This window comes from Bradyrhizobium sp. SZCCHNRI3043, assembly GCF_032377735.1.
Lineage (GTDB): Bacteria > Pseudomonadota > Alphaproteobacteria > Rhizobiales > Xanthobacteraceae > Bradyrhizobium.
Genome location: NZ_JAUHID010000005.1, coordinates 67,637 through 89,887, shown reverse-complemented (window position 1 = coordinate 89,887; position 22,251 = coordinate 67,637). Strand labels below are relative to the sequence as shown.

At 64.4% G+C, this 22,251-nt stretch carries 14 protein-coding genes and 2 pseudogenes; 6 read left to right on the top strand and 10 right to left on the bottom strand.

The features are described 5' to 3' along the window. Positions 1 to 159 precede the first annotated feature (159 nt). The 3 genes from QX124_RS13385 to QX124_RS13375 all read left to right on the top strand — a co-directional run bounded on the left by QX124_RS13385 (position 160) and on the right by QX124_RS13375 (position 4,934). Positions 160 to 1,986 carry an extracellular solute-binding protein gene (locus tag QX124_RS13385; protein WP_315797393.1) on the top strand — a complete coding sequence of 609 codons (1,827 nt, stop codon included), beginning with the start codon at positions 160 to 162 and terminating at the stop codon, positions 1,984 to 1,986. Between the two features lie 51 nt (positions 1,987 to 2,037). Next, a complete protein-coding gene (locus tag QX124_RS13380) occupies positions 2,038 to 3,546 on the top strand; it encodes a class I adenylate-forming enzyme family protein (protein WP_315797392.1) in 1,509 nt (502 codons plus the stop codon). A 155-nt stretch (positions 3,547 to 3,701) separates the two neighbouring features. Further along, the gene (locus tag QX124_RS13375; protein WP_315797391.1) at positions 3,702 to 4,934 is read left to right on the top strand and encodes a GGDEF domain-containing protein; all 1,233 of its coding nucleotides are present in this window, start codon (positions 3,702 to 3,704) and stop codon (positions 4,932 to 4,934) included. A gap of 53 nt (positions 4,935 to 4,987) precedes the next feature. Here QX124_RS13375 and QX124_RS13370 read toward each other — a convergent pair. The 3 genes and pseudogenes from QX124_RS13370 to opgC form a co-directional block, all read right to left on the bottom strand. After that, positions 4,988 to 5,119, bottom strand: a pseudogene (locus tag QX124_RS13370) (IS3 family transposase); the annotation flags it as partial. Between the two features lie 130 nt (positions 5,120 to 5,249). Further along, a complete protein-coding gene (locus QX124_RS13365; RefSeq protein ID WP_315797390.1) occupies positions 5,250 to 5,483 on the bottom strand; it encodes a hypothetical protein in 234 nt (77 codons plus the stop codon). Between the two features lie 67 nt (positions 5,484 to 5,550). Further along, positions 5,551 to 6,918 (bottom strand): OpgC domain-containing protein, encoded by a 1,368-nt coding sequence (gene opgC, locus QX124_RS13360; protein WP_315797389.1) that lies wholly within the window; start codon positions 6,916 to 6,918, stop codon positions 5,551 to 5,553. A gap of 565 nt (positions 6,919 to 7,483) precedes the next feature. On the opposite strand from opgC, the gene QX124_RS13355 reads away from it, so the two are divergent. Further along, complete coding sequence (locus QX124_RS13355) at positions 7,484 to 8,146, top strand: response regulator transcription factor (RefSeq protein WP_315797388.1); 663 nt, start codon at positions 7,484 to 7,486, stop codon at positions 8,144 to 8,146. Here QX124_RS13355 and QX124_RS13350 read toward each other — a convergent pair. From QX124_RS13350 to QX124_RS13335, 4 genes and pseudogenes are all read right to left on the bottom strand, one after another. After that, entirely contained in the window at positions 8,141 to 10,261 is a 2,121-nt protein-coding gene (locus QX124_RS13350) for an MASE1 domain-containing protein (RefSeq protein ID WP_315797387.1), read from the bottom strand. The two genes, QX124_RS13355 and QX124_RS13350, sit on opposite strands and share 6 nt — an antisense overlap. 249 nt (positions 10,262 to 10,510) lie before the next feature. Beyond that, a pseudogene (locus QX124_RS13345) lies at positions 10,511 to 11,176 on the bottom strand (integrase core domain-containing protein). A gap of 381 nt (positions 11,177 to 11,557) precedes the next feature. Continuing rightward, positions 11,558 to 15,073 (bottom strand): transcription-repair coupling factor, encoded by a 3,516-nt coding sequence (mfd, locus tag QX124_RS13340; protein ID WP_315797386.1) that lies wholly within the window; start codon positions 15,071 to 15,073, stop codon positions 11,558 to 11,560. Further along, positions 15,073 to 15,360 carry a succinate dehydrogenase assembly factor 2 gene (locus QX124_RS13335; RefSeq protein ID WP_315737904.1) on the bottom strand — a complete coding sequence of 96 codons (288 nt, stop codon included), beginning with the start codon at positions 15,358 to 15,360 and terminating at the stop codon, positions 15,073 to 15,075. The genes mfd and QX124_RS13335 overlap by 1 nt, the downstream gene beginning before the upstream one ends. Positions 15,361 to 15,556: 196 nt before the next feature. On the opposite strand from QX124_RS13335, the gene recG reads away from it, so the two are divergent. Then, positions 15,557 to 17,659 carry an ATP-dependent DNA helicase RecG gene (gene recG / locus QX124_RS13330; protein ID WP_315797385.1) on the top strand — a complete coding sequence of 701 codons (2,103 nt, stop codon included), beginning with the start codon at positions 15,557 to 15,559 and terminating at the stop codon, positions 17,657 to 17,659. A gap of 126 nt (positions 17,660 to 17,785) precedes the next feature. Here the strand turns inward: recG and QX124_RS13325 are convergent, their stop codons facing one another. After that, on the bottom strand, positions 17,786 to 18,649 hold the full coding sequence (locus QX124_RS13325) for an NAD(P)-dependent oxidoreductase (protein WP_315774723.1): 864 nt from the start codon (positions 18,647 to 18,649) through the stop codon (positions 17,786 to 17,788). A 163-nt stretch (positions 18,650 to 18,812) separates the two neighbouring features. Further along, positions 18,813 to 20,705 (bottom strand): autotransporter domain-containing protein, encoded by a 1,893-nt coding sequence (locus QX124_RS13320; RefSeq protein WP_315797384.1) that lies wholly within the window; start codon positions 20,703 to 20,705, stop codon positions 18,813 to 18,815. Positions 20,706 to 20,986: 281 nt separating this feature from the next. On the opposite strand from QX124_RS13320, the gene QX124_RS13315 reads away from it, so the two are divergent. Then, positions 20,987 to 21,361 carry a VOC family protein gene (locus tag QX124_RS13315; protein WP_315757431.1) on the top strand — a complete coding sequence of 125 codons (375 nt, stop codon included), beginning with the start codon at positions 20,987 to 20,989 and terminating at the stop codon, positions 21,359 to 21,361. Between the two features lie 45 nt (positions 21,362 to 21,406). Here the strand turns inward: QX124_RS13315 and QX124_RS13310 are convergent, their stop codons facing one another. Then, complete coding sequence (locus QX124_RS13310) at positions 21,407 to 22,204, bottom strand: DUF502 domain-containing protein (RefSeq protein WP_315737899.1); 798 nt, start codon at positions 22,202 to 22,204, stop codon at positions 21,407 to 21,409. Between the last annotated feature and the right edge of the window lie 47 nt (positions 22,205 to 22,251).

Sequence of the window (22,251 nt, the reverse complement as noted above, 5' to 3'; positions counted from 1 at the left end):
AGGCGTTGCCGCCCTCACTCAATCGCCCGCCTTCTTAACGCGGTGCGCGGAAGAATCAATGCCGCGAGACCATGTCGAAGCCGCGGTCTAGCGCTGGCGAGCCTGTGGTAAAAGCCCCTTGTGACCTGTTCCGAATCAAATGCTTGCGCCCCGATCCTGATGCTGCAGCGCATGTTCAGCGCGGCCGCGAGATGGGTCGCCGTGATCCTGGCATTGTTGCTCGCGGTCTACACTCCCACGGCGAACGCGGCAGAAACTGCGGCGATCGCCATGCATGGTCACCCGGCCTTGCCCGCCGACTTCGACCACATGGCGTACGCGAATCCCGATGCGCCCAAGGGCGGCCGTCTGGTCTGGGGACTGCTCGGCACCTTCGATAGCCTGAACCCGTTCATCGTCCGCGGCATCGCGGTGCAGCAAATCCGCAGCTATGTGGTCGAGAGCCTGCTCACCCGCGGCAACGACGAGCCGTTCACGCTGTATGGCCTGCTGGCGAAAACTGTCGAGACCGACGAGAACAGGACCTATGTCACCTTCCGACTCGACCCGCGTGCCCACTTCTCCGACGGCAGCCCGGTGCTCGCCGAGGACGTGGCGTTCTCCTTTGCGCTGCTGCGCGATCACGGCCGCCCCAACCACCGGCAGTTCTACGGCAAGGTCGCCAGGACCGACGTGCTCGACCCGCTGACCATCCGGTTCGATTTCGGCGGCGCCGAGGACCGCGAGCTGCCGCTGATCCTCGGCCTGATGCCCATTCTGGCGAAGCACGCGACGGACGTGGCGAGCTTCGAGGACACGACGATGACCGCGCCGCTCGGGTCAGGCCCGTATCGTGTCACCGCGGTGCAGCCGGGATCCAGCGTCACCCTCGCCCGCAATCCGGACTATTGGGGACGCGACCTGCCGGTCAACCGCGGATTGTGGAACTTCGACGAGATCAGGCTCGATTACTACCGCGAGTCCAATGGACAGTTCGAAGCCTTCAAACGCGGGCTGTACGACTTCCGCGTCGAGACAGAGCCGCTGCGCTGGCACGACGGGTACGATTTCCCGGCCGCGCGCAATGGCGAGGTCATCCGCGACAGCTTCACCTCGGGGATGCCGCAGCCCTCGCAGTTCCTGGTGTTCAACACGCGGCGGCCGGTGTTCGCCGACGTGAAGGTGCGCCGTGCGCTGACGCTGCTGTTCGATTTCGAATGGATCAACCGCAACTACTTCTTCGGGCTGTACCGCCGCAGCGGCGGCTATTTCGCCGGCTCCGAGCTTTCGGCCTATGGACGTCCAGCCGACGCGGCCGAGTTAGAGCTGTTGAAGCCGTACGCCGCGCAGATCCCCGCCGACATCCTGGACGGCAGCTACCGCCTGCCGATCACCAACGGGTCCGGCCGCGACCGCGCAACGCTGAAGGCGGCGCTCGATCTGCTTAACGAGGCCGGCTATGGCTTCGACGGGACCGTCTTGCGGCATCGGACGACGCGGGCCCCCCTCGCCTTCGAGATCCTGGTCACGACGCGCGATCAGGAGCGTATTGCACTGGCTTACGCCGGCAGTCTCAAGCGGGCCGGCATCAATGCTTCGATCAGGGTCGTCGATCCCGTGCAGTTCGACCAGCGCCGCCTGAGCTTCGAGTTCGACATGATCCAGAACCGCTGGGACCAGTCGCTGTCTCCCGGCAACGAGCAGGCGTTCTATTGGGGCAGCGAGGCCGCCGACCGCACCGGAACCCGCAACTACATGGGTGCCAAGGATCCTGCGATCGACGCCATGATCGCGGCGCTGTTGCGCGCCCGCGACAGGCCGGAATTTATCTCGACGGTTCGCGCATTGGACCGTACCCTGATGGCGGGGTTCTACGCTATTCCAGTGCTCAATGCCGCCGAGGAATGGATTGCTCGGTGGAATCGTATAGAACGGCCAAAGAGGACGGCTTTGACGGGAGCGCTCCCGGAGAGCTGGTGGCAGCGGCCGGAGCCGGCACGGAAGTGACCAATCGGGGCAATTGGTCGTGGCCGGGTCCGTGAAAGTACGGGGCAACAGGTGAATCAGGCCAATACGTCGCCGACGCTCGACGCGTTGTTTCAACGCATCCTGGCGCGCAAGCCCGATGCGGTTGCGCTGGTCGATCCGATCAACAAGCAGCGCGTCGCCGGGCGGCCGCCGATGCGCCTGACCTATGCCGAAGCCGATCGCGTGATCTCTGCGCTGGCGGCACATTTCATCGACGCCGGCCTGCCCGCTCATTCGGTGATCGCGGTCCAACTGCCCAACACCATCGAGTTCGTGCTGACGGTGCTGGCCGCGCATCGCGCCGGCCTCGTGGTCGCCGTGTTCCCGCTGCTGTGGCGTCAGTCGGAGCTCGTGGCGGCGCTGAACCGCACCAGCGCGCGCGCCATCGTCACGATGTCGAAGATCGACGGCGTGATCCACTCCGATCTCGCGATGAACGCGGCGGCGGAGGCGTTCTCGATCCGCCACGTCTGCGGCTTCGGCTCCGACCTGCCCGAGGGCATGTATTCGCTGGACCAGTCGATCGCAAAACCCTCGCGTTCGACGCGCGGGATGATGCCGGACGGCCGCAAGGCCGCGATCGTCTCGTTCGACGTGACCGCCGACGGCTTCCGCGCCGTCCCGCGCACCCATTTGAGCCTGATCGCCGGCGGGCTCGCCGTCTCGCTCGAGAGCGATCTGCCGCAGGGCGTGAACATGATGTCGGCCTTCCTGCCGTCGTCATTCGCCGGTCTCGCCGCTTCGGTCGTGACATGGCTGTTGTCCGGCGGCACCCTTGCGCTGCATCACCCGTTCGACGCCGATGCGCTGGAACAGCAGCTCGCGGAGCTGGCCTGCGATACGCTGATCGCCCCGGCCCAACTCGCCTTGCGTCTCGACGAGGGCGACCTCGCCGCGCGGCTGCCGAACCTGCGCTATGTGCTCGGCCTGTGGCGCGCACCCGAGCAGGTCGCGTCGAGCGCATCGTGGAAGGCGCGCGACATCGAGCTCACCGATGTCTATCTGTTCGGCGAAGCCGGCCTATTCGCGGTGCGCCGCACTGCGGCCGACGGCAGCCCGGGCCCGGTCAAATCGGGACGCCAGGGCGCGCCGCGCGAACAGCCGGGCTCGTCGATCGCCGGCGAGATCCTGGTGACGCCGAAGGGCACGCTCGGACTGCGTGGGCCCATGGTCGTGCTCGCCGCCTACGCGCCACCGCCGCCGCCAAGCGACTCGCTGCTGCCGGCGGCGCCGCGCGACTACGTCGACACCGAATACGCCGTGCGCCTCGACCGCGCCCAGGACACGATCTCCATTACGGCGCCGCCGGCGGGCGTGATGGCCGTGGGCGGCTACCGCTTCCTCGCGCAGGATCTGCACGAATGGTCACGGCGGCTCGGCCAAGGCGCGCTGCTCACCGCTCTGCCCGACCGTCTCAGCGGTCACCGCCTCGCGGGCCGCGCGATGGACAATGCGCGCGCTCGGGAAGCGCTCGCCGAACTCGGACTCAATCCGCTGATGGTCGAGGCCTTCCGAGATCGCGCCAGCTCGGGCGGCTGATATTGCCGCGTTGGCCAGGTCGTCGATCCGGTGCGCCCGCGAGAAGGGCGCGCACTCTGACAGGGGAACCGGTGCGTTCGGAACAGTGTTGACGCCGCGTTAACGGGAGCGACCTAGGATCGCACGTTGTCATCAGCGTATCCTGAGTTCCCTGGATGTCCCAACAAGGCCCGCTTCTCATCGTCTCTCCTTCCACGCGGCCTTCGCTGACAGCTGCCCTCGCGGCGGCGCAGATTCTCCCCTCCGTCGAAACGCGCTGGACCGATGCGCTGAGCGCGATGTCCAAGGTGCAGCCGGCCGCAGTGGTGGCCGTGATGGAGGGCGCTGATGCGGCCGAGCTTGCGGCGCTCTCGCGTCATATCGGCGCGCGAAAGCCCTACGTGCCGCTGATCGCAATCACGCCAGGTGACGCAACCCTGCCCGATCACGCTCTTCCCCTGCAGGACAGCGACAACCACGAACGGCTGCTGGCGCGATTGCGCGCCGCCCTGCGTGTCCGCACTCTGCACACCACCGTGTTGCGCCGTCTCGACGAGAAGAAGACGCCCGACGCCGCGCTGCCGGAAACAGATCCGCTCGATGATGCGACCGTGCTACTGCTCGGCCGCGGCACCTCTCTGCCCGGCCTCTCGGTTGCGCTCGGCGAGCGCATGGCCGTGGTCGGCGCGCTGAGCATCGAAGCCGCCGCGAAGCATCTGTCGAGCCGCGACATCGACGGCATCGTGCTCGGCGAAGGTTTTTCGCCGCGCGTGGTCGATGCGTTCCTCGCGGTGCTCGCCGAGGACACCCGCTTCCGCAACCTTGCCGTCGTCGTCACCGCCAACCAGCCGGCGCCGCTGCAGGAACTCGCCAATCTCGAGATCATCGCCGGCGCACCCGCGCACATCGCGGCCAGCGCGCTGCCCTTGATCCGCCAGCACGCCTTCGAGGCCCGCCTCAACCGCACGCTGCGCGCCATCGAAGCCGGCGGCATGCTCGATCCGCAGACCGGCCTGCTCACCCGCAACGCGTTCGCCCGCGACTTCGCCAGCGCCGTCAGCCAGACCCAGAAGAACGGCGGCAGCCTTGCCGTCGCCCGCTTCGCGTTCGATCCGGTCAATCCGCGCGCGCAGTATGACGGCGCGCGCATCATCAGCCGCCTGATGCGGCGGATGGATTTCGGCACCCACGAGGACAACGGCTCGGTCGTCGTCGTGTTCGCCGAGACCGATCTGCGCTCGGCTCACGCCATCGCGCGCCGCCTCTCCAGCGTGATGCGCCACACCTCCCACGGCAAGCGCGATACGCGCACGGAGCCTTCGGTCACCGTCGCCGCGCTGCAGGCCGGCGATACCGCCCGAAGCCTGCTGGCCCGCGTCTACGGCGAGGCGCAACGCGCGGCTTCATAGAACGATGTTGCCTGCGTCACGGTCGTCATTGCGAGTGACCTGCCACCGAAGTTTCATCCAGGAGCATTTAGAGTCCTGTTGAATTTTACGCCGAGTGGCGCGGGTGCAGCAACGGGCGATTGGCGGAGCTGGTCGGGGTTGCGCAGCCGATCGCCCGTTGCGGTGAGGTTGGCGGCATAGGCCGCAAATTCTTAGGGGCAGGTCACTACATCAAAGCATATAACGTCAGATCTGAGCCCTTCGTCTGGACCAAGAAACGTCTGGACCAAGAAAAAGGCCCGGCAACGCCGCTTCAAAGACCGCCGTATCACCGAGCTATGATTCCGGGTACCAGGTCCGCTTGCGCACGCCAGTTGAAACGGTCTCGTGTGCGCGCACATGGGTGCAGGTCGTGATAACGAGCGCAAGCCGGCTGCACTGCCAGTCAGCGCCGAGCGCGGCGCTAGTGGGTGACGTCAGGTTGACCGACAATAATGCCGCTACGCAGGCAAACATCACACACGCCGCGATCAGCACCGCTCCCTTGTGGGTCCTTGGGTGGAAAATCATGGCCTTGGCTCCTCTGTACGATGGCCGGAAGAATAAAGGGCAGGCTCCACGATCCTTGTGATCTAATTCACGACCTGACCCATAGTTTTCGCTGGTGGCCCGAAGGCGTGCTCATTGCTGGCACTGGACCAGCGCCGCAGCCGGACTCGCGCACCGGAGCAAACAGCATCTTTGTTCGGCCACCTCGTCGGCCCGAGGCGGGCGACGTGGGCGGAATGTCAACGCCGAGCGCCTTGGCTGGCTTGAGATTGACGACCAGCTCAGACCTGGTTGTCTGCTCGACGGGCTCCGCGTCCGGCTGCTGCCTCGGCTTGATCTTGATCAAGTTCAGCAGCGTCGCCGCCACGATCATCACCAGGACGCCACCAACACTGAGCGCGATCTGCATCGTCAGCCCCTCCGAGATGCCGAGCAGCGCCAGGCGGCTGGCGAACGTCAGCAGAACGCCGAGGCAGTAGATTGGCAGCGAATTCTGGCCACAGAGAATGGCGCCGCGCATCACCGCCGTCGTCAGCCCTCGCCAATTGCGAGGCACTAACCATACCACCAAAACCGCAAGGGCCAAGAAATGCAGCAGTCGCAATGGATCGAGATTCGATTTGTCCATCGGGTAAAGCAGCGTCAGCAGCGCCTGCGGGACCAGCGCTTCCAGCGGTTTGATGCTCCAGCTCAATGCGATGATGAGGCTGAACACCAGATAGAGAGCGGCAGCCACAAGCGCGGTGCCTGAGGTCACCCATGGCCGGGCTCTCTTGTCTTCGATCATCCACCACACGCCAAGCACGACCAGCAGCTGCCACGCCAGCGGATTGAAGGCCCAGTGGCCGTTCGGCCATGCCGGGATGGTCCAGCCGAAGACGTGCACCAGTGCGTAAAGCAACAGCGACGCGCCGAGCGTTGCGTTCGGCGCTCGCAGCAGCAGCCACAGCAGCGGCGCGAACAAAAGGTGATAAAGCACGAAGAGCGGCAAGACGTCGGTGTTGACGGGGCAGTATTGCAGGATCGCCGCGTGCGCGAGCGTCACGCCCGGCTGTTCCAACAGAATGCGCGTATTGCTCTCGTCGGCAAGATGGCCGCCGCCTGCGAGGTGAACCATGATGGCGCAGGCGAGCGTGAGCAGCAGAAATGCGACATAAATATCCCAGCTTCGCCACAGCGTCCGGCCGATCACGCCGGTCCAGCCCCCGCAGCGCCATGCCTTGCCGTAGGCCAACGTGCAGGTTACGCCCGACACGAACATGAACACTTCCGCGGCATCGCTGAAGCCGTAGTTCCGCAGCGTCAGCCAGCTCCCGATGTTGTTGGGGACATGATCAAGAAAGATGCACCAGAGCGCGATGCCGCGGCAGGCATCAATGCGCAAATCGCGGCCGTAGCCTTTCAGCTCCGGCAACGCGCCTACCGATGGCTTCAGGTCGGCAGTTCGATCATGCATCTGATTGCCCCGTCCGGCGTACGAGCACGCTTCAAGAGGGACCGAATTTGACAAAAAGTCACCGCCGCGCTGCCGGATCGTGACAACGCCGCAATCTAGATCTGCTTCACGCCGACCCCGCCACGAAAGCTATTACGATAACGATCATATGGCGGCGCTTGGTAGAACCTGCTGGCGCGTGAGTTTGACGATCATCGTTCAAACGGCACCGCGCGTAAATCAGCCCGAGGTCCACAGAGAGAGGTTCCTAGGTCCTATGATCAAGGTACCGTACAGATCTCGGCATCAATCACCTTTGCCCACAGGCGAAGGAGACTCTGAGTCCCACGACTTTCGTGGTCCGTACTCACGCTCCTACCGTGAGGTGACTACAATTACACCACACAACGGCATTCGGCTCCTACCTTGAGTGCGCGGCGGCGAACCGCTGGTTGGGCCAAGGATGATGGTGGATGGACGGTATCGGGAGCCAGTCTTCCGCCAGCTTCTTCCTCGCCAAAGACCCGAAGGTGGGTGTATGTTTTTTAAGTTGGATCTCCGTGCAATGAGATGACGGAGAGCTTTTATGAAAGTTCTTATTGTCGACGATCATGCATTAATCCGCGAGGCGTTGCACGCTGTCGTGAAACAACTGAAGCGAGACTCCGTCATTTTTGAAGCTTCGAACGGCCGTGAGGCAGTGCACATAGTCGAGGAACATCCTGACATCAGCCTCATTTTGCTTGATATCAATTTGCCTGATCGAGATGGCTTCTCTGTGCTCCGCGAACTGCGTGACCGCTATGCGACCATTGCTATCGTCATGCTCTCGTCCTCGGATGATCAAGATACAGTCAAGCGCGCTTTCAAACTAGGCGCTCTGGGTTTCATCCCGAAAACGACCGAACGTGAGGTCATGCTCAACGCCATCAAGTTGGTGTTTTCTGGCGGCATTTACATTCCCTCGGAGATTCTTGAGGAACCAACGTCTCCGCGGCTTACAAATAAGCTAGCGGCGCGCGACTCTCCCAAGGGTCTCGGGTTGACCGATCGGCAGATTGAAGTGCTGGCGCTCCTGATGAAGGGAAAAAGCAACAAGATCATTGCCAAGACCCTCGATATGGCCGTGCCGACAGTGAAGAACCACATCACGGTCGTTCTCAAGGCACTCAATGTAACGAGTCGCACCGAGGCAGTAATAGAAGTAGGAAAAATGGGCTGGGAATTGTCGCCGAAATCTGATTCATAACGCCGCCCCGGTGTCTCTCCTATCGTCTTGATCCCTCAAGAACTCTTGCATGACAGCGCGGAGCCGCATTGGGTCGACAGGTTTGTGCAGCAAAATGTACCCTCTATCCTTAGCGTCACGTAATGGTTCGGGTGCCGTATCGCCGCTGGTGAGGATAGCTGGAATTGATGAGCCAAACGCCGCACTAATTTGTTCAATTGCTCGGATCCCCGTCTTTCCGCTCGCAAGATGATAATCCGAGATTATAAGATCGAGGCGTTGTTGGCACTCAGCCAGTCGGATAAGCGCAGCTTCGTCGGATCCGGCGGTAAGGACGGAGTATCCCCATTTGCCAAGCAATCCGCCCGTCTCCTCTCGCACAATTGGAGCATCGGCAATAACAAGAATTACCTTACCTTCGACCGCAACGACTGCGGGGCGAGGTGTGTCGACGGGCTCAGTGGACGTGACGCATTTGTCGGCCATCGGAATCAGGATTGCGAATCGCGAACCTCGGCCCACAGTCGAAGCTAAGTCGACTTGATGGTTGAGAAGTACGCGAAGCCTGTCGACAATAGCCAGGCCGAGCCCCAGGCCGCCGTACCGGTTCCGTTCTGGGCCGGGTAGTTGAAAAAACTCGCCAAAGATTTTCTGCTTCTGATCCTCAGGAATGCCGGGACCGCTATCCCATACTTCGATACGCAACATTTCACCGCGCCGACGACATCCGACGATGATCCCGCCCCGTAACGTATAGCGCACAGCATTGGATACCAGATTGAGCAGTATGCGTTCGAGCAGCATGGCGTCGCTCCGCACCCAGGCATCACTTCGCCGAACGCGTAGACGCAAGCCTTTTTCTCGCGTTGCCTGATCAAACGTAGTCTCAATTGTTTGCAACAAGCGCGCGATCGGGAATTCGGTAATTTTGGGTGTAAGGATTCCAGCATCGAGCCTGGAAATATCCAGGAGCGAGTTGAACATTTCATCCATTTCTTTGCGCGTTGCATCGATCCGCTCGATCGTCTTTGTCCTTTCCCCCGATTTGAGCGGCGTGCGCAGCTGCGCAACGAACAGGCCTAGTGCATGTAATGGCTGCCGCAAATCATGGCTTGCCATGGCAAGAAAACGCGATTTTGCTGCATTGGCGAGCTCCAGCTCTTGCGTACGTTCTGCGACCTTCCGTTCGAGTTCCATGTGTGCGTGGCGCAGACTTTCCTCCGCTTTCTTGCGCACCTCGACGTCGGCGCTCAGTAACAAACTTGGAACGGTAATACTGATCAAGAACATCAACACCAGCAGGAATGAAACGTTGAGATCCACGGTCGTGAAGGGGCCGCCGCCCGTGAGCGTCCCCCAAATCGTGATCCCCGCAAGCACCAGCGCAACCGTTGCAGTGTCACGTGGACCGCGGCGCAGCGCCGCCCACAACATTGGCAGGATCGCAAGAAAACCCAGTGGATTTCGGCTCGGCGTTTGCTCGATCAGGGGGCTGAAAGCAATGAGTCCAACAGCCGCCGCTGTTGCGAGGACGCCGACCGTCTCCAAAAATTCCTTGCGGTTGAAAGCATGGAAGGGGCTTGATGCCCAAAGCACGATAACGGGGGCAATGACCAGCGCGCCGGTCACATCTCCCAGCCACCAAGTGACCCAGGCGTTTGCGAAATTCGTCCGTTCGATGTACCCGGCGGTTGCCAGGCTGGACAGTCCAATGGTGGCGCTGATCGGTGTCGCGATCACGAGGCAAATCAGGGTAAACTTCCCGACAGAATTTGGCGTCGAAAACGTATTACATCCGCTCGACCATCGATTGATGAGGTAAACGCCAACAACGGCTTCAAGAGAGTTACCGGTCGCAATCGCAATTGCGGTGGCAACCGAGCCGGCGGTCGCCGCATTGGCGATCACCGCCGCCGTGAAAATTGCGGGCCAAGTCCGATATCCCCACAACAGCACCGCCGCCAGCGCGACACCTGTCGGTGGCCAAATTGGCGTTGCACTGGGATGAATAGAGGCGAGAGCAAGGCCACCTTTTGCCAGGGCGAAATAGATCAGTCCAATTGCGACCAGACCGCTGGCATAGCTAATGCCTCGGCGGAAATTTATCTCCGGCGATAGTGATCGTGGATCGGACATCGTCGATGCCTGGACCAGGCAGTTGGATCGCCCCCCACAACTGACCTTTGATCTTCTTAATGAAGATCTGCGAAACATTAATCCTCTTTAGGGACTCGTGCGACCATCTCAAGGTTGCACACGCGTTCGAGCCGGACTTAGCTAGCGCTCGCATGAGGCCGATACGGGCGAGCATCGCAGGCCCGCCGTGTTCTGCAACTGACCTGCCACCGAAGTTTCATCCAGGAGCATTTAGAGTCCTGTTGGGTTTTAAGCCGAGTGGCGCGGGTGCAGCAACGGCGATTGGCGGAGCTGGTCGGGGTTGCGCCGCCGATCGCCCGTTGCGGGGAGGTTGGCGGCATAGGCCGCAGGGGTCTGGTATTTCAGTGAAGAGTGCGGCCGCTCGCCGTTGTAGTCCGTGACCCAGGCGGCGAGCTTGCGCCGCGTGTCGTCGAGGCCGAAGAACAGCGTTTCGTTCAAGAACTCGTCGCGCATCCGGCCGTTGAAGCTCTCGACAAAAGGCGTTCTGGATCGGCTTGCCGGGCGCGATGAAGTGCCAGTCGATGGCGTTGTCCTTGCACCAGGCCAGCATCGCATTGCAGGTGAACTCGGTGCCGTTGTCCGAGACGATCGAACCCGGCTTGCCGCGTCGGGCGACGATAGTGGTCAGCTCCCGCGCCACCCGCCGGCCCGAGATCGAGGTGTCAGCGATCGCCCCCAGGCTCTCCTTGGTGACGTCGTCGACGATGTTGAGGATACGGAAGCGCTGTCCTGGGGCGAACTGGACACGTCCATACCGCCAAACTTGGTCTTCCAATTGTAGAACGTCGCCTCCGAGATCCCGTGCTTGCGGGCAAGATCAGCCGTCTTCGCGCCGGCCTCGTGCTCTTTCAAAACCGCGATGGTCTGCTCTTCCGTGAACCGTTTACGCTTCATCTGTCCGTCCGTCGTCAGGCCGGACTCTAAATCCTTCTGGAGGAAATTCTTAGGGGCAGGTCACGAGGAGCAAAGCGACGAAGCAATCCAGAATTCTGGCGTGGCTTCTGGATTGCTCCGCTTCGCTCGCAATGACGGAACGTCGGCTTGGCCACGATCTCAACCAAACACGTACATCTTCAGATCGCGCATTCGCCTCACTCGTCTGATCTGATCATCGGACGGGGCGTGTGGCGTCTTGTGAAGCGGAGCGTTGCGATGCAGAACAGACAATCTCGCGATCAGACCGACTGGATCAGCGTGATCGCGATCGTCTCAGTCTTCACGATCGCCAGCCTTGCGTTGCATTTCGGCTGGATGCTTCGCTAACGCTCCATTCTGCTACGCCGCTTTCTTCTTCTCCGCGAGGTCGGCGAGTTCCTTCAGGATATCGGTGGTGCCGGCGAGCCGCTCCTCGGGCGTCTCCCAGACCTGCAGGAACACGACCTTCATGTCGGGGCGCACCTTGGCGGCCTGGCCGTGGCGCTTGATGAAGGCGACGAGACGATCGGGATAGGCGAAGCTGTTGTCGCGGAAGGCGATGACCGCGCCCTTCGGGCCGGCATCGACCTTCTCGACATTGGCCCTGCGACAGTAGTTCTTGATCGCGGCGACCTTGAACAGATAGCGCGTCTCGTCCGGCAGCTTGCCGAAGCGGTCGCGCAGCTCGGCCGCGAAGTTGTCGATCTCGTCGTCGGTCTCGAGATCGGCGAGCCGACGGTACAGCGACAGTCGCACCGAGAGGTCGGAGACGTAGTCCTCGGGGATCAGCACGGGCATGCCGATGGTGATCTGGGGCGACCAGCGGTCGACGGTCGGCTCGGTGATGCCCGCCTTGAGGTTCTCGATCGCCTCCTCCAGCATCGACTGATAGAGCTCGAAGCCGACCTCCCTGATGTGGCCGGACTGCTCGTCGCCGAGGAGGTTGCCGGCGCCTCGGATGTCGAGGTCGTGGCTGGCGAGCTGGAAGCCGGCCCCCAGCGTCTCCAGCGACTGCAGCACGCCCAGGCGCTTTTCGGCCAGTGGGCTGATCTTGTGCGTCGACGGCAGGGTGAACAGCGCATAAGCGCGCAGCTTGGAGCGGCCGACGCGGCCGCGCAGCTGATAGAGCTGGGCAAGGCCGAACATGTCGGCACGGTGCACGATCAGCGTGTTGGCGCGGGGAATGTCGAGGCCGGATTCGACGATCGTGGTCGACAGCAGGATGTCGAACTTGCCGTCGTAGAACGCCCCGATGATGTCCTCGATCACGGTCGGCGCCATCTGGCCGTGCGCGACGGCGACCTTCATCTCCGGCACGGTCTTGTCGAGGAACTCCTTGACCTCGGCGAGATCGTCGATGCGCGGCACGACGTAGAACGCCTGACCGCCGCGATAGCGCTCACGCAGCAGGGCCTCGCGGATCATCACGGGGTCGTGCGGCGCGACGAAGGTGCGAACGGCGAGACGATCGACTGGCGGCGAGGCGATGATCGACAGCTCGCGCACGCCGGTGAGTGCGAGCTGCAAGGTGCGCGGGATCGGCGTCGCCGACAGGGTCAGCACATGCACCTCGGCGCGCAGCTGCTTCAGCCGCTCCTTGTGGCTGACGCCGAAATGCTGCTCCTCGTCGACGATGACGAGGCCGAGATCGCGGAACTTGATCGCCTTGCCGAGCAGCGCATGGGTGCCGACGACGATGTCGACCGAGCCGTCGGCGAGGCCCTTCTTGACCTGATTGAGATCCTTGGTGCTGACCAGCCGCGACGCCTGTGCGACGTTGACCGGAAAACCCTTGAAGCGCTCAGCGAAAGTCTTTGCATGCTGGCGCGCGAGCAGCGTGGTCGGCACGACGACTGCGACCTGCTTGCCGTCGAGCGCGACGGCAAAGGCGGCGCGCAGCGCCACCTCGGTCTTGCCGAAGCCGACGTCGCCGCAGACCAGCCGGTCCATCGGACGTCCCGCTTCGAGATCGGCGAGCGTCGCCTGGATCGCGGCGAGCTGGTCCTCGGTCTCGTCATAGGGGAAGCGGGCGCAGAACTCGTCATAGAGGCCGACCTGCACCGGCAGCTTCGGCGCCTCGTGCAGCATGCGCTCGGCGGCGATCTTGATCAGCTCACCGGCCATCTCGCGAATGCGGTTCTTCAGCTTGGCCTTGCGCGTCTGCCAGCCGGAGCCGCCGAGCTTGTCGAGCTCGACGTTGGTCTGGTCGGAGCCGTAGCGCGACAACAGCTCGATGTTCTCGACCGGCAGATACAGCTTGGTCTCGCCGGCATAGCGCAGTTCGAGACAGTCATGCGGCGCGCCGGCGACCTCGAGCGTCTGCAGCCCGACGAAACGGCCGATGCCGTGATCGACATGGACCACGATGTCGCCGATCGCGAGGCTCGTCACCTCCGAGATGAAGTTGTCGAGCTTGCGGCTCGCCCGGCGCGGCCGCACCAGGCGGTCGCCGAGAATGTCCTGCTCGGAGATGACGGCGATCTGGTCGGTCTCGAAGCCGGTCTCGAGACCGAGCACCGCGAGCATGGTCTCGTTGCGCGGCGTCGCCTGCACCACGCGCCAGGTGTTGACGCTGGTGACGTGGATCAGCTTGTGGTCCTTCAGCATGCTGGCCATGCGGTCGCGCGAGCCTTCGCTCCACAGCGTGATCACGACCTTCTTGCGCACCGATTGTAATGCCTGCACGTGGGCGACAACTGCCTCGAATACGTTGACGGCGGAATCGTTGCGCTCGGGCGCGAAGTTGCGGCCCTGCCGCGCGCCGATGTCGACGACGCCGGTGCTCTCCGGCACCGCGAACGGAGTGACACGCGCCAGCGGGACGGCGGCGAGCCGTTCAGCCCACTCCGACGACGTCAGATACAGCCGGTCGACCGTCAGCGGCTTGTAGATCGCACCGCCGCCGGGATGCTCCATTGCCTCGCGGCGCGCGTCGTAATAGTCGATGATCTGCTTGAAGCGCTCGCGCGCGGCATCCTCGCCCTGCGGCTCGATCACGATGGGCGTGTTCGGCAGATAGTCGAACAATGTCTCCATCTTGTCGTGGAACAGCGGCAGCCAGTGCTCCATGCCGGGATAGCGGCGGCCTTCGCTGACGGCCTCGTACAGCGCGTCATCGCGCTCCGGCGCGCCGAACTCGGCGACATAGCCCATGCGGAAGCGGCGGATGGTGTCGGTGACGAGCTGGAATTCGGAAACGGGCACGAGGTCGAGCGAGCGCATGTCGAGCAAGGTGCGCTGCGTCTCGGCGTCGAAGGTGCGGATCGATTCCAGGCTGTCGCCGAAAAAGTCGAAGCGCACCGGCTGGTCGAGGCCGGCGGGAAACAGGTCGAGAATGCCGCCGCGCACCGCATATTCGCCGCTCTCGCGCACGGTCGACGAGCGGTGATAGCCGTTATGCTCGAGCCAGGCGACGACGGAGTCCATCGGCACGACATGGCCGGGCGCGACCGACAGCGCCTGCCCGGCCATGGTGTCGCGCGCCGGCACGCGCTGCACGATGGCGTTGACGGTGGTCAGCACGATCAGCGGCTTGTCGCTGCCGGCGAGGCGCGACAGCCGCGCCAGGGTGGTGACGCGCTGGGCGAGAATACCGCCATGCGGCGAGACGCGATCGTAAGGCTGGCAGTCCCAGGCCGGGAACTGCATCACCGGCAGATCCGGCGCGAAGAAGTCGAGCGCCCGCGCCAGCTGCTGCATCCGATTGCCGTCGCGACAGACCACGGCGAGGCTCACCGCCGGCGGCTTCGGCTTGGCCGCGACCGCCCGCGCGAGATCGGAGACGACCAGGCCTTCGGCGCCCTCGGCGACATTGGCGAGCGTCAGCGCGCGCCCCGGCGCGAGATGCTCGGCTGGCGACTTGACCGGGCTCTTCATCAATCGGCGTCCACCGCGCGGAACGCCTTGATGCGCTCGAACAATGCCGGGGTCTGCTCCGGCGGCAGCGGCCGGGCGCCGGTCACCGCGGCATAGAAATCCGGGTCCGGAACTTCCAGAAGCTGTTCGAGCTCGGCCAGCTCGCTCTCGGAGAGGCTCCCGATCTCGGCATCGGCGAAGCGGCCGAGGATCAGGTCCATCTCACGGGTGCCGCGATGCCAGCAGCGGAACAGGAGCCGCTTGCGACGGTCGTCTAGGCCTTGGCTCGATCGGGTCGTTCCGGTCATCGCGATATTCCTGCAGGACAACGCCAAAAGCCCGGACGGTGCCGGGCGCGGTTCGATATAGCGGCACGCAGCGCTCCTGTCAGCCCTCCCAGGCTGCAGAACCGGCATGCCCGGCACCTGAAACCTGAGAAAAAGACGTGGATGTCTTGGCATTCGCGGCTATTCCGGCTCTCAAACCGCTTTAAGTGTTCGGTCCATGCGCCCAAGCGTTCTCAATCCCCTGTTCGCGCCGGTCACCACCCTGTCGGGTGTCGGGCCGAAGCAGGACAAGCTGCTGCGCTACCTGCTCGGCTGCAGCGAGACGCCTCGCCTGGTCGACCTGCTCCTGCATCTGCCGGCCAGCGTGATCGACCGCCGCAACCGGCCCAAGGTGCGCGACGTCGCGGTCGGAACCGTGGTGACGCTCGAAGTCACGGTCGATCGCCACCGTCCCTCGCGCAACGCCCGCGCGCCGTACCTCGTTTACGCCAGCGACGAGACCGGCGACGTCGTGCTGACCTTCTTCCGTCCCAAGGGCGACTACATCGAGAAGGTGCTGCCGGTCGGCGCCAAGCGCTATGTCTCCGGCACCGTGCAGATGTATGACGGCGTGCCGCAGATCGTGCACCCCGACCGCATCCTGGATGAAGCGGGGTTTGCAAAACTCTCCGGCATCGATCCGGTCTATCCGCTGACGGAAGGCCTCGCGCTCGGATCGTTGCGGCGCGCGATCGCCGCGGCGCTGACCAAGCTGCCCGAACTGCCGGAATGGATCAGTCCGGAGGTGCTCAGCCGCTGCGGCTTCCCGCCCTTGAAGGAGGCGCTGACGCGGGTGCATGTGCCGCAGGAGCTGACGGACATCCTGCCGGAAAACCGGTTCTGGTCGCGGCTCGCGTTCGATGAGCTGCTCGCCGGCCAACTGGCACTGGCACTGGTGCGGGCGCAACTGCGCCGGCCCGCGGGCAACCGTCATGCCGGCGATGGCCGGCTGCGCCGCAAGATCATCGACGCCCTGCCCTATGCGCTGACGAACTCGCAAGCCAAGGCGATCGAAGCGATCGCCGCCGATCTCGAAAAGCCGGTGCGGATGCTGCGGCTGCTGCAGGGCGATGTCGGCTCCGGCAAGACGGTGGTGGCGCTGCTGGCGGCAGCCGCCGTCGCCGAGGCCGGCAAGCAGGCGGCCCTGATGGCCCCGACCGAGATTCTGGCGCGCCAGCATGCCAAGACCATCACGCCGCTCGCCGAGCGCGCTGGGATGAACGTGGCCATTCTCACGGGGCGCGAGAAAGGCAAGGAGCGTCGCGACATTCTTGCGCGTCTGGAGGCCGGCGAAATCGACCTGCTGGTCGGCACCCACGCGCTGATCCAGGACGACGTGGTCTTCAAGTCGCTGGCGCTCGCCATCGTCGACGAGCAGCATCGCTTCGGCGTGCGCGAGCGGCTGGCGCTGACCTCGAAGGGCGAGGCCGTCGACGTGCTCGTGCTGTCGGCGACGCCGATCCCGCGCACCCTCGTGCTGACCTATTTCGGCGACATGGACATCTCCGAGCTGCGCGAGAAGCCGGCCGGCCGGCAGCCGATCGACACCCGTGCGGTCGCCGACACCAGGCTCGGCGAGGTCATCGATGCCGTCGGCCGCGCGCTCGATGCCGGCAAGCTGGTGTACTGGATCTGCCCGCTGGTCGAGGAATCCGAGGCCGAGGGCGTCGATCATCTCACCAATGCGACGGATCGCTTCGAGAGCCTGCGCGAGCGCTTCGGTGCCAAGGTCGGCCTCGTCCACGGCAAGATGAAGGGCAGCGAGAAGGACGACGTCATGGGCCGGTTCGCGGCCCATGAGCTGCGGCTGCTGGTTGCGACCACCGTGGTCGAGGTCGGCGTCGACGTGCCGGCCGCCAGCATCATGGTGATCGAGAATGCCGAGCGCTTCGGCCTCGCCCAGCTGCACCAGTTGCGCGGCCGTATCGGCCGCGGCTCGGAAGCGTCGACTTGCATCCTGCTCTATCACGAGCCGCTGGGGCAGATGTCGAAGGCGCGGCTCGCGGTGATCCGCGAGACCACCGATGGCTTCCGCATCGCCGAGGAGGACCTCAAGCTGCGCGGCGAAGGCGACGTGCTCGGCATCCGCCAGAGTGGCCTGCCCGGCTATCGCATCGCCCGTCCCGAGGTGCATGCCCAACTGATCACCCAGGCGCGCGACGAGGCGCTGCGCATCCTGAAAGAGGACCCGAAGTTGAAGGGCCCGCGCAGCGACGCGCTGCGCTGCCTGCTCTATCTCTACGAACGCGACGAGGCGATCCCGCTGCTGACGGCGGGCTGACATGTCGTAGGGTGGGCAAAGCGACGCCAAAGGCGGCGCGTGCCCACCATGTCGATGGTCGTAAAGAACAACGGTGGGCACGTCACACCGCGCGTTGCGCGGTGCGCCTTTGCCCACCCTACGAGTCTATGACGCCGGCTTATTCACCTTGCAGCTCTCGGCGAACGCCACCAGCTGCGCCGCATCGGTGCCCTGCCCCTGCACGTCCGTCGCGATGTGCTCGAACAGACGGGCGAAGCCTTCGTAGATCAGCGCGGCCGGATGGTCATCACCCAGGAAGCCCGCGATCTCGCGCATTTCGGCGACCCAGCGATAGGCCTTCGGCAGCATGTCCGGCAGCGCATTGGCAAGCCGCGCCTGGACGTGCGGCAGGCTCAGCGCCAACTCGTCGCGCAGCGCGTCGGCGGCGCCGGCGCGGGTGGCGGCCAGCACCATCGCGGCGCCGAGCCCCGTCAGGCCCTTGTTGATGCCCGCATAGGACATCTTCAGCGCCGAAGCCGCGCCGATCGGCCCTTCGATCCGGCGCAGATCGAGCCCGAGTTGGCCCAGCGCGGCGACATCAACGGCCGCCTCGCCGCTCACATACAACGCCGGTCCCTTCGTGCCCGGCTTCGGCGGCAGACCGATGATGGCGGCATCGACCAGGCGCGCGCCCGAGGACAGCACGATGTCCTCGATGGTCCGGATGGTGTCGACGTTGACGGCGTTGCAGTCGACGATGATGGGCTTCTTCGAATTCCGGTTGATGACCGTCGCGAGTTGCTCCGCCAGCGCCACAGCCTCGCCCGGCGGCACGATCGACAGGATAATGTCGGCATTGGCGATCTCGGCGTCGCTGGCGCCGACCATGCCGGATGCGGCCGCCCTCGCCCGCGTCGCCGCGCTGCGCTCCTCGAGCGAAGTCAGAACCTTGCAGCCGTGCTCCACGAGACGGGCGGCGATGGCGCTGCCCATGGCGCCGGGCGCGATGACGGCAATGCTGGGAGGCATGATGACGCTCCGATTCCAACGATGGTCTCTAAAACTATGCCCACCCCATGACAAAACTGAAGGCACGAAAACGAAGGGCAGCCCTTCCGGGCTGCCCTCGCCTTGGCCGCAACGCCAGCGCCCCCTCAGAGCCCCCGAGAACGCTGGCTGCCGCGGCAGACCCTCAGAACGCGATCTTCAAGCCTCCGCTGCCGAAGAAATCGTCTCCTCCCGTGCGTCCGATCGTGCGCGACACGTTCACCGTCAGCGCCACATTGCTCCAGAACGGCGCCACGACGCCGGCGCTCACCCGGCCGTAGACGTTGTGCGAGGTGCCGTTCGGAACCGTCCAGTTGTTGACGATGACGGGCGCCGAGGTCGCGTTGTACTGAATCAGGCGGCCGTTGCCGATGATGTCGTCATCGAGGGTCAGGTTCAGGTACGGATTGATGACGTTGCCCTGCACCTGGAACGGCGTGCGCAGCTGCACGCCGACGCTGCCGATCAGGGTCTCGGCGGTCTGCGAGCCGACCGCGAGCGTCAGCGCAGGATCGCCGGTCTCGGTGTAGCCGTCGACACGGGCGCGGGCATAGGTCAGCCCGCCGATCGGTCCGAGCTTCGCCGTGCCTGCATCGAACAGGTAACCGGCCTTGCCGGCCGCGACGAAGGTGGTGCCGCCGGGACTGGAGGTGATGGTGTCGACCACGCCCGGCCGCGTGTTGTGATAGTCCTGACGGCCGATCGTCGCCAGGCCCTCGGCAAACAGGTTGCTGCTGGCCCAGGCGCCGTAGAGGCCGAACTGATAGGAGTTGGCATCCGTGGTGCCGGCGCTGTTGAACAGCCTCGCCTTCGGATTGGAATAGTCGAAGGCGGTACCGATCATGGCGTTCGCCGACAGCCGGTACTCGACGCCAATTGTGCCGCCGATGCTGTCGAGATTGAAGCCGTTCGAGGCGGCGCTGCCCTGGCGGTCGCTCACGCCGCCATTGCCCTGCATGTAGAACGACCATGGGCTGACCGGCGCCAGCGGCGGCGCCTTGGTGTAAGGGGACTTGGCGTAAGGCGCCTTCGTCACCGCGGCAAAGGAATTCATCGTCGACGGCGCGAAGCCGGTGGTCTCGCGGAACTGATCCAGCTTGCCGAACAGCGTCGAGGCAAACCCCATCGCCGTGATCGATGCCACCTCGCCCTGCGGCGCGAAGGTCAGCGGCGCGTTGAGGCGGTTGACGATGTACTGGCCCAGCACCTCGAAGCCGTGCGAGGTCAGGTGCACGCCGTCGACATAGAACAGATACTGGCTCTGCAGCGCCGGATTGCCGATGCACGCCACCGGACAGGCGCCGACATTGGTGAAGCCATAGCGCTGTGGATTGGCCTGGATTAGCGTCCCCACCAGTCCGGTGTCGACATACTCGACACGTACGCCCGAACGCGCGACGCCTGCGAGCGACTGCTGCATCAGGCTGTTATAGGTCGTGCTGTAGGCCTTGCCGGCCGGGGCATTGGCGTTGCCGACGGCCTCCGGCAAGGTGCTGACATCGCCGGCCGTGAACACGATGCTGCGCGCGCCGTCCCCGACCAGCGCGTTGATGCCGGCCATGGCCTGCTGGGCCGTGACGGCCGCGGCCGTCGGCGCGCCAGCGAGCGAGCCGCCGGCGCGGTAATAGGCCCGCGCATCGTTGCCGCCGACCGAGATTTCGACCAGGTCGGTCGACGAGATCCTGCCGGAGAAGCCCGTCAGTCCGCTCCATTCCTGGAAGAAGCCGGGAATGCCGGGCGCCACCACGTTGGTATTGCCCGCCATGGCGCCGCCGATCGCGTAGTTGAGCTGGGGAATGCCGAGCAGCGCCGAGGTCGTGTCGACGAAATTCGTGCCGCCGCTGAAGCGGCCGGTGGGATAGAGCGGCAGCTTGCCGGCGCCGCCGGTGAAGGTCCAGAGATTGCCCGTGTCGGCGTAGCTGTCGCCAAATGCCTGAATGCGCGTATAGGTGGTCTGGGCTGCTGCCGGCCCCGTCAGTTGCAGGGACGCCGCGGACAGCGCGACCGCGCACAACAATGTCGTCCTACTCACAGGCATCCTACGCGCCTCCCCAACGCCTTACTTTTGTTTGCCCGATGTTTCCATGGTGACCATTCGAAACACCACCGCCCGCTGGTTGTAGGAACGACGACATCCGTGGCTGTGCTTTCCCCGCATCATCATGCAGTGCAAAGCGCCGCGATGCGCACGTTTGCCCGCTGGGCGGACCGGACCGCCAGCGACCATGCTCACGAAGGCTGCTGACAGAATCTGGCAGAGGGCTCGGCTAGTCGTGTGGCTGAAGCGCTGCAGACGGCGCCGCCACCGGAGAAACGACGATGCCCGACTTCAATTTCCTGATCCTCTACGTCGACAACCCGCCGAGGAGCGCGGCCTTCTATGCGGATCTGCTCGGCCGGCCCGTGATCGAACAATCGCCGACGTTCGCCATGCTGCCGCTGCGCGAGGGGGTCATGCTGGGCTTGTGGTCGCGGCACACGGTCGAGCCGACAGCGACGGGCGCAGCAGGCTTCGCCGAGGTCGCGTTCGCGGTCGGCGATGCCGGCGAGGTCCAGAGGCTGCACGACGACTGGAAGGCGCGCGGACTCTCGATCGCGCAAGCGCCGACGCGGATGGATTTCGGAACGACGTTCGTCGCGCTCGATCCGGACGGGCATCGCCTGCGCGTGTTCGTTCCGCAGGATGCGGCCTAGCCCCTCCGCGGGTGGCCGGCCATGCGCATCAATCGGCCTTTCAGCCTAGTCCGCCTTGGCCGGCTCCGGCTCGCGATGCGGCGATGGCTGCGCGGGTGCGTTGGCGAGGCGCGCGGTGTTGGCCATGTTGGCCAGCGCCGCGACCTTTTTCTGCTGGTCGGATCCCGGCTGCACCACGCCGCATGACATGATCAACGTCGCCGCGTCCTCGGCGCTCATGTCGACCTCGATGATCTTGCTCCGCGGCAGATAGAAGAAGAAGCCCGTGGTGGGGTTCGGCGCGCACGGCAAGAACACTGAGATCTGCTCGTCGTCACCGGGCAGCCGGCTCGCAATCTCCGTGCTCGGCGGCTGCGAGATCAGGACGATCGACCACATGCCCGGCGACGGAAACTCGACCAGGCCGACACGGCGCAGGCTCGAGCCCTTGCCCGAGAACAGCGTCTCGAACACCTGCTTGAGGCCGCGATAGATCGCCCGCACCGCCGGGATGCGGCCGAGCAGCCGCTCGCCGAGGTCGACCAGGGTGCGGCCGATCAGGTTGGCCGTCAGGAAGCCGAGCAGCGTCAGTCCGATCACGGCCACGATCAGGCCGGAGCCGGGCACGCCGAACGGCAGATAGGTTTCCGGACGATAGACCAGAGGCACGAACGGCCGGACCAGCCCGTCCACCCAGGTCACGAACCACCACGTGATGTAGAGCGTGATGGCGACGGGTCCGGCTACGACGAGGCCGGTCAGGAAATAGTTGCGAAACCGGAACATCAGCCCATGGTGGGGCGTCTCGGCCGGAGCATCGGCCAAGGGATCGGTCTCTGGCGGCAGGTCGTCGCGGGAACTCATGCGAACTTCCGGGTCGGATCAAATCTCAGCTAAGGGTCTTAGCAGAT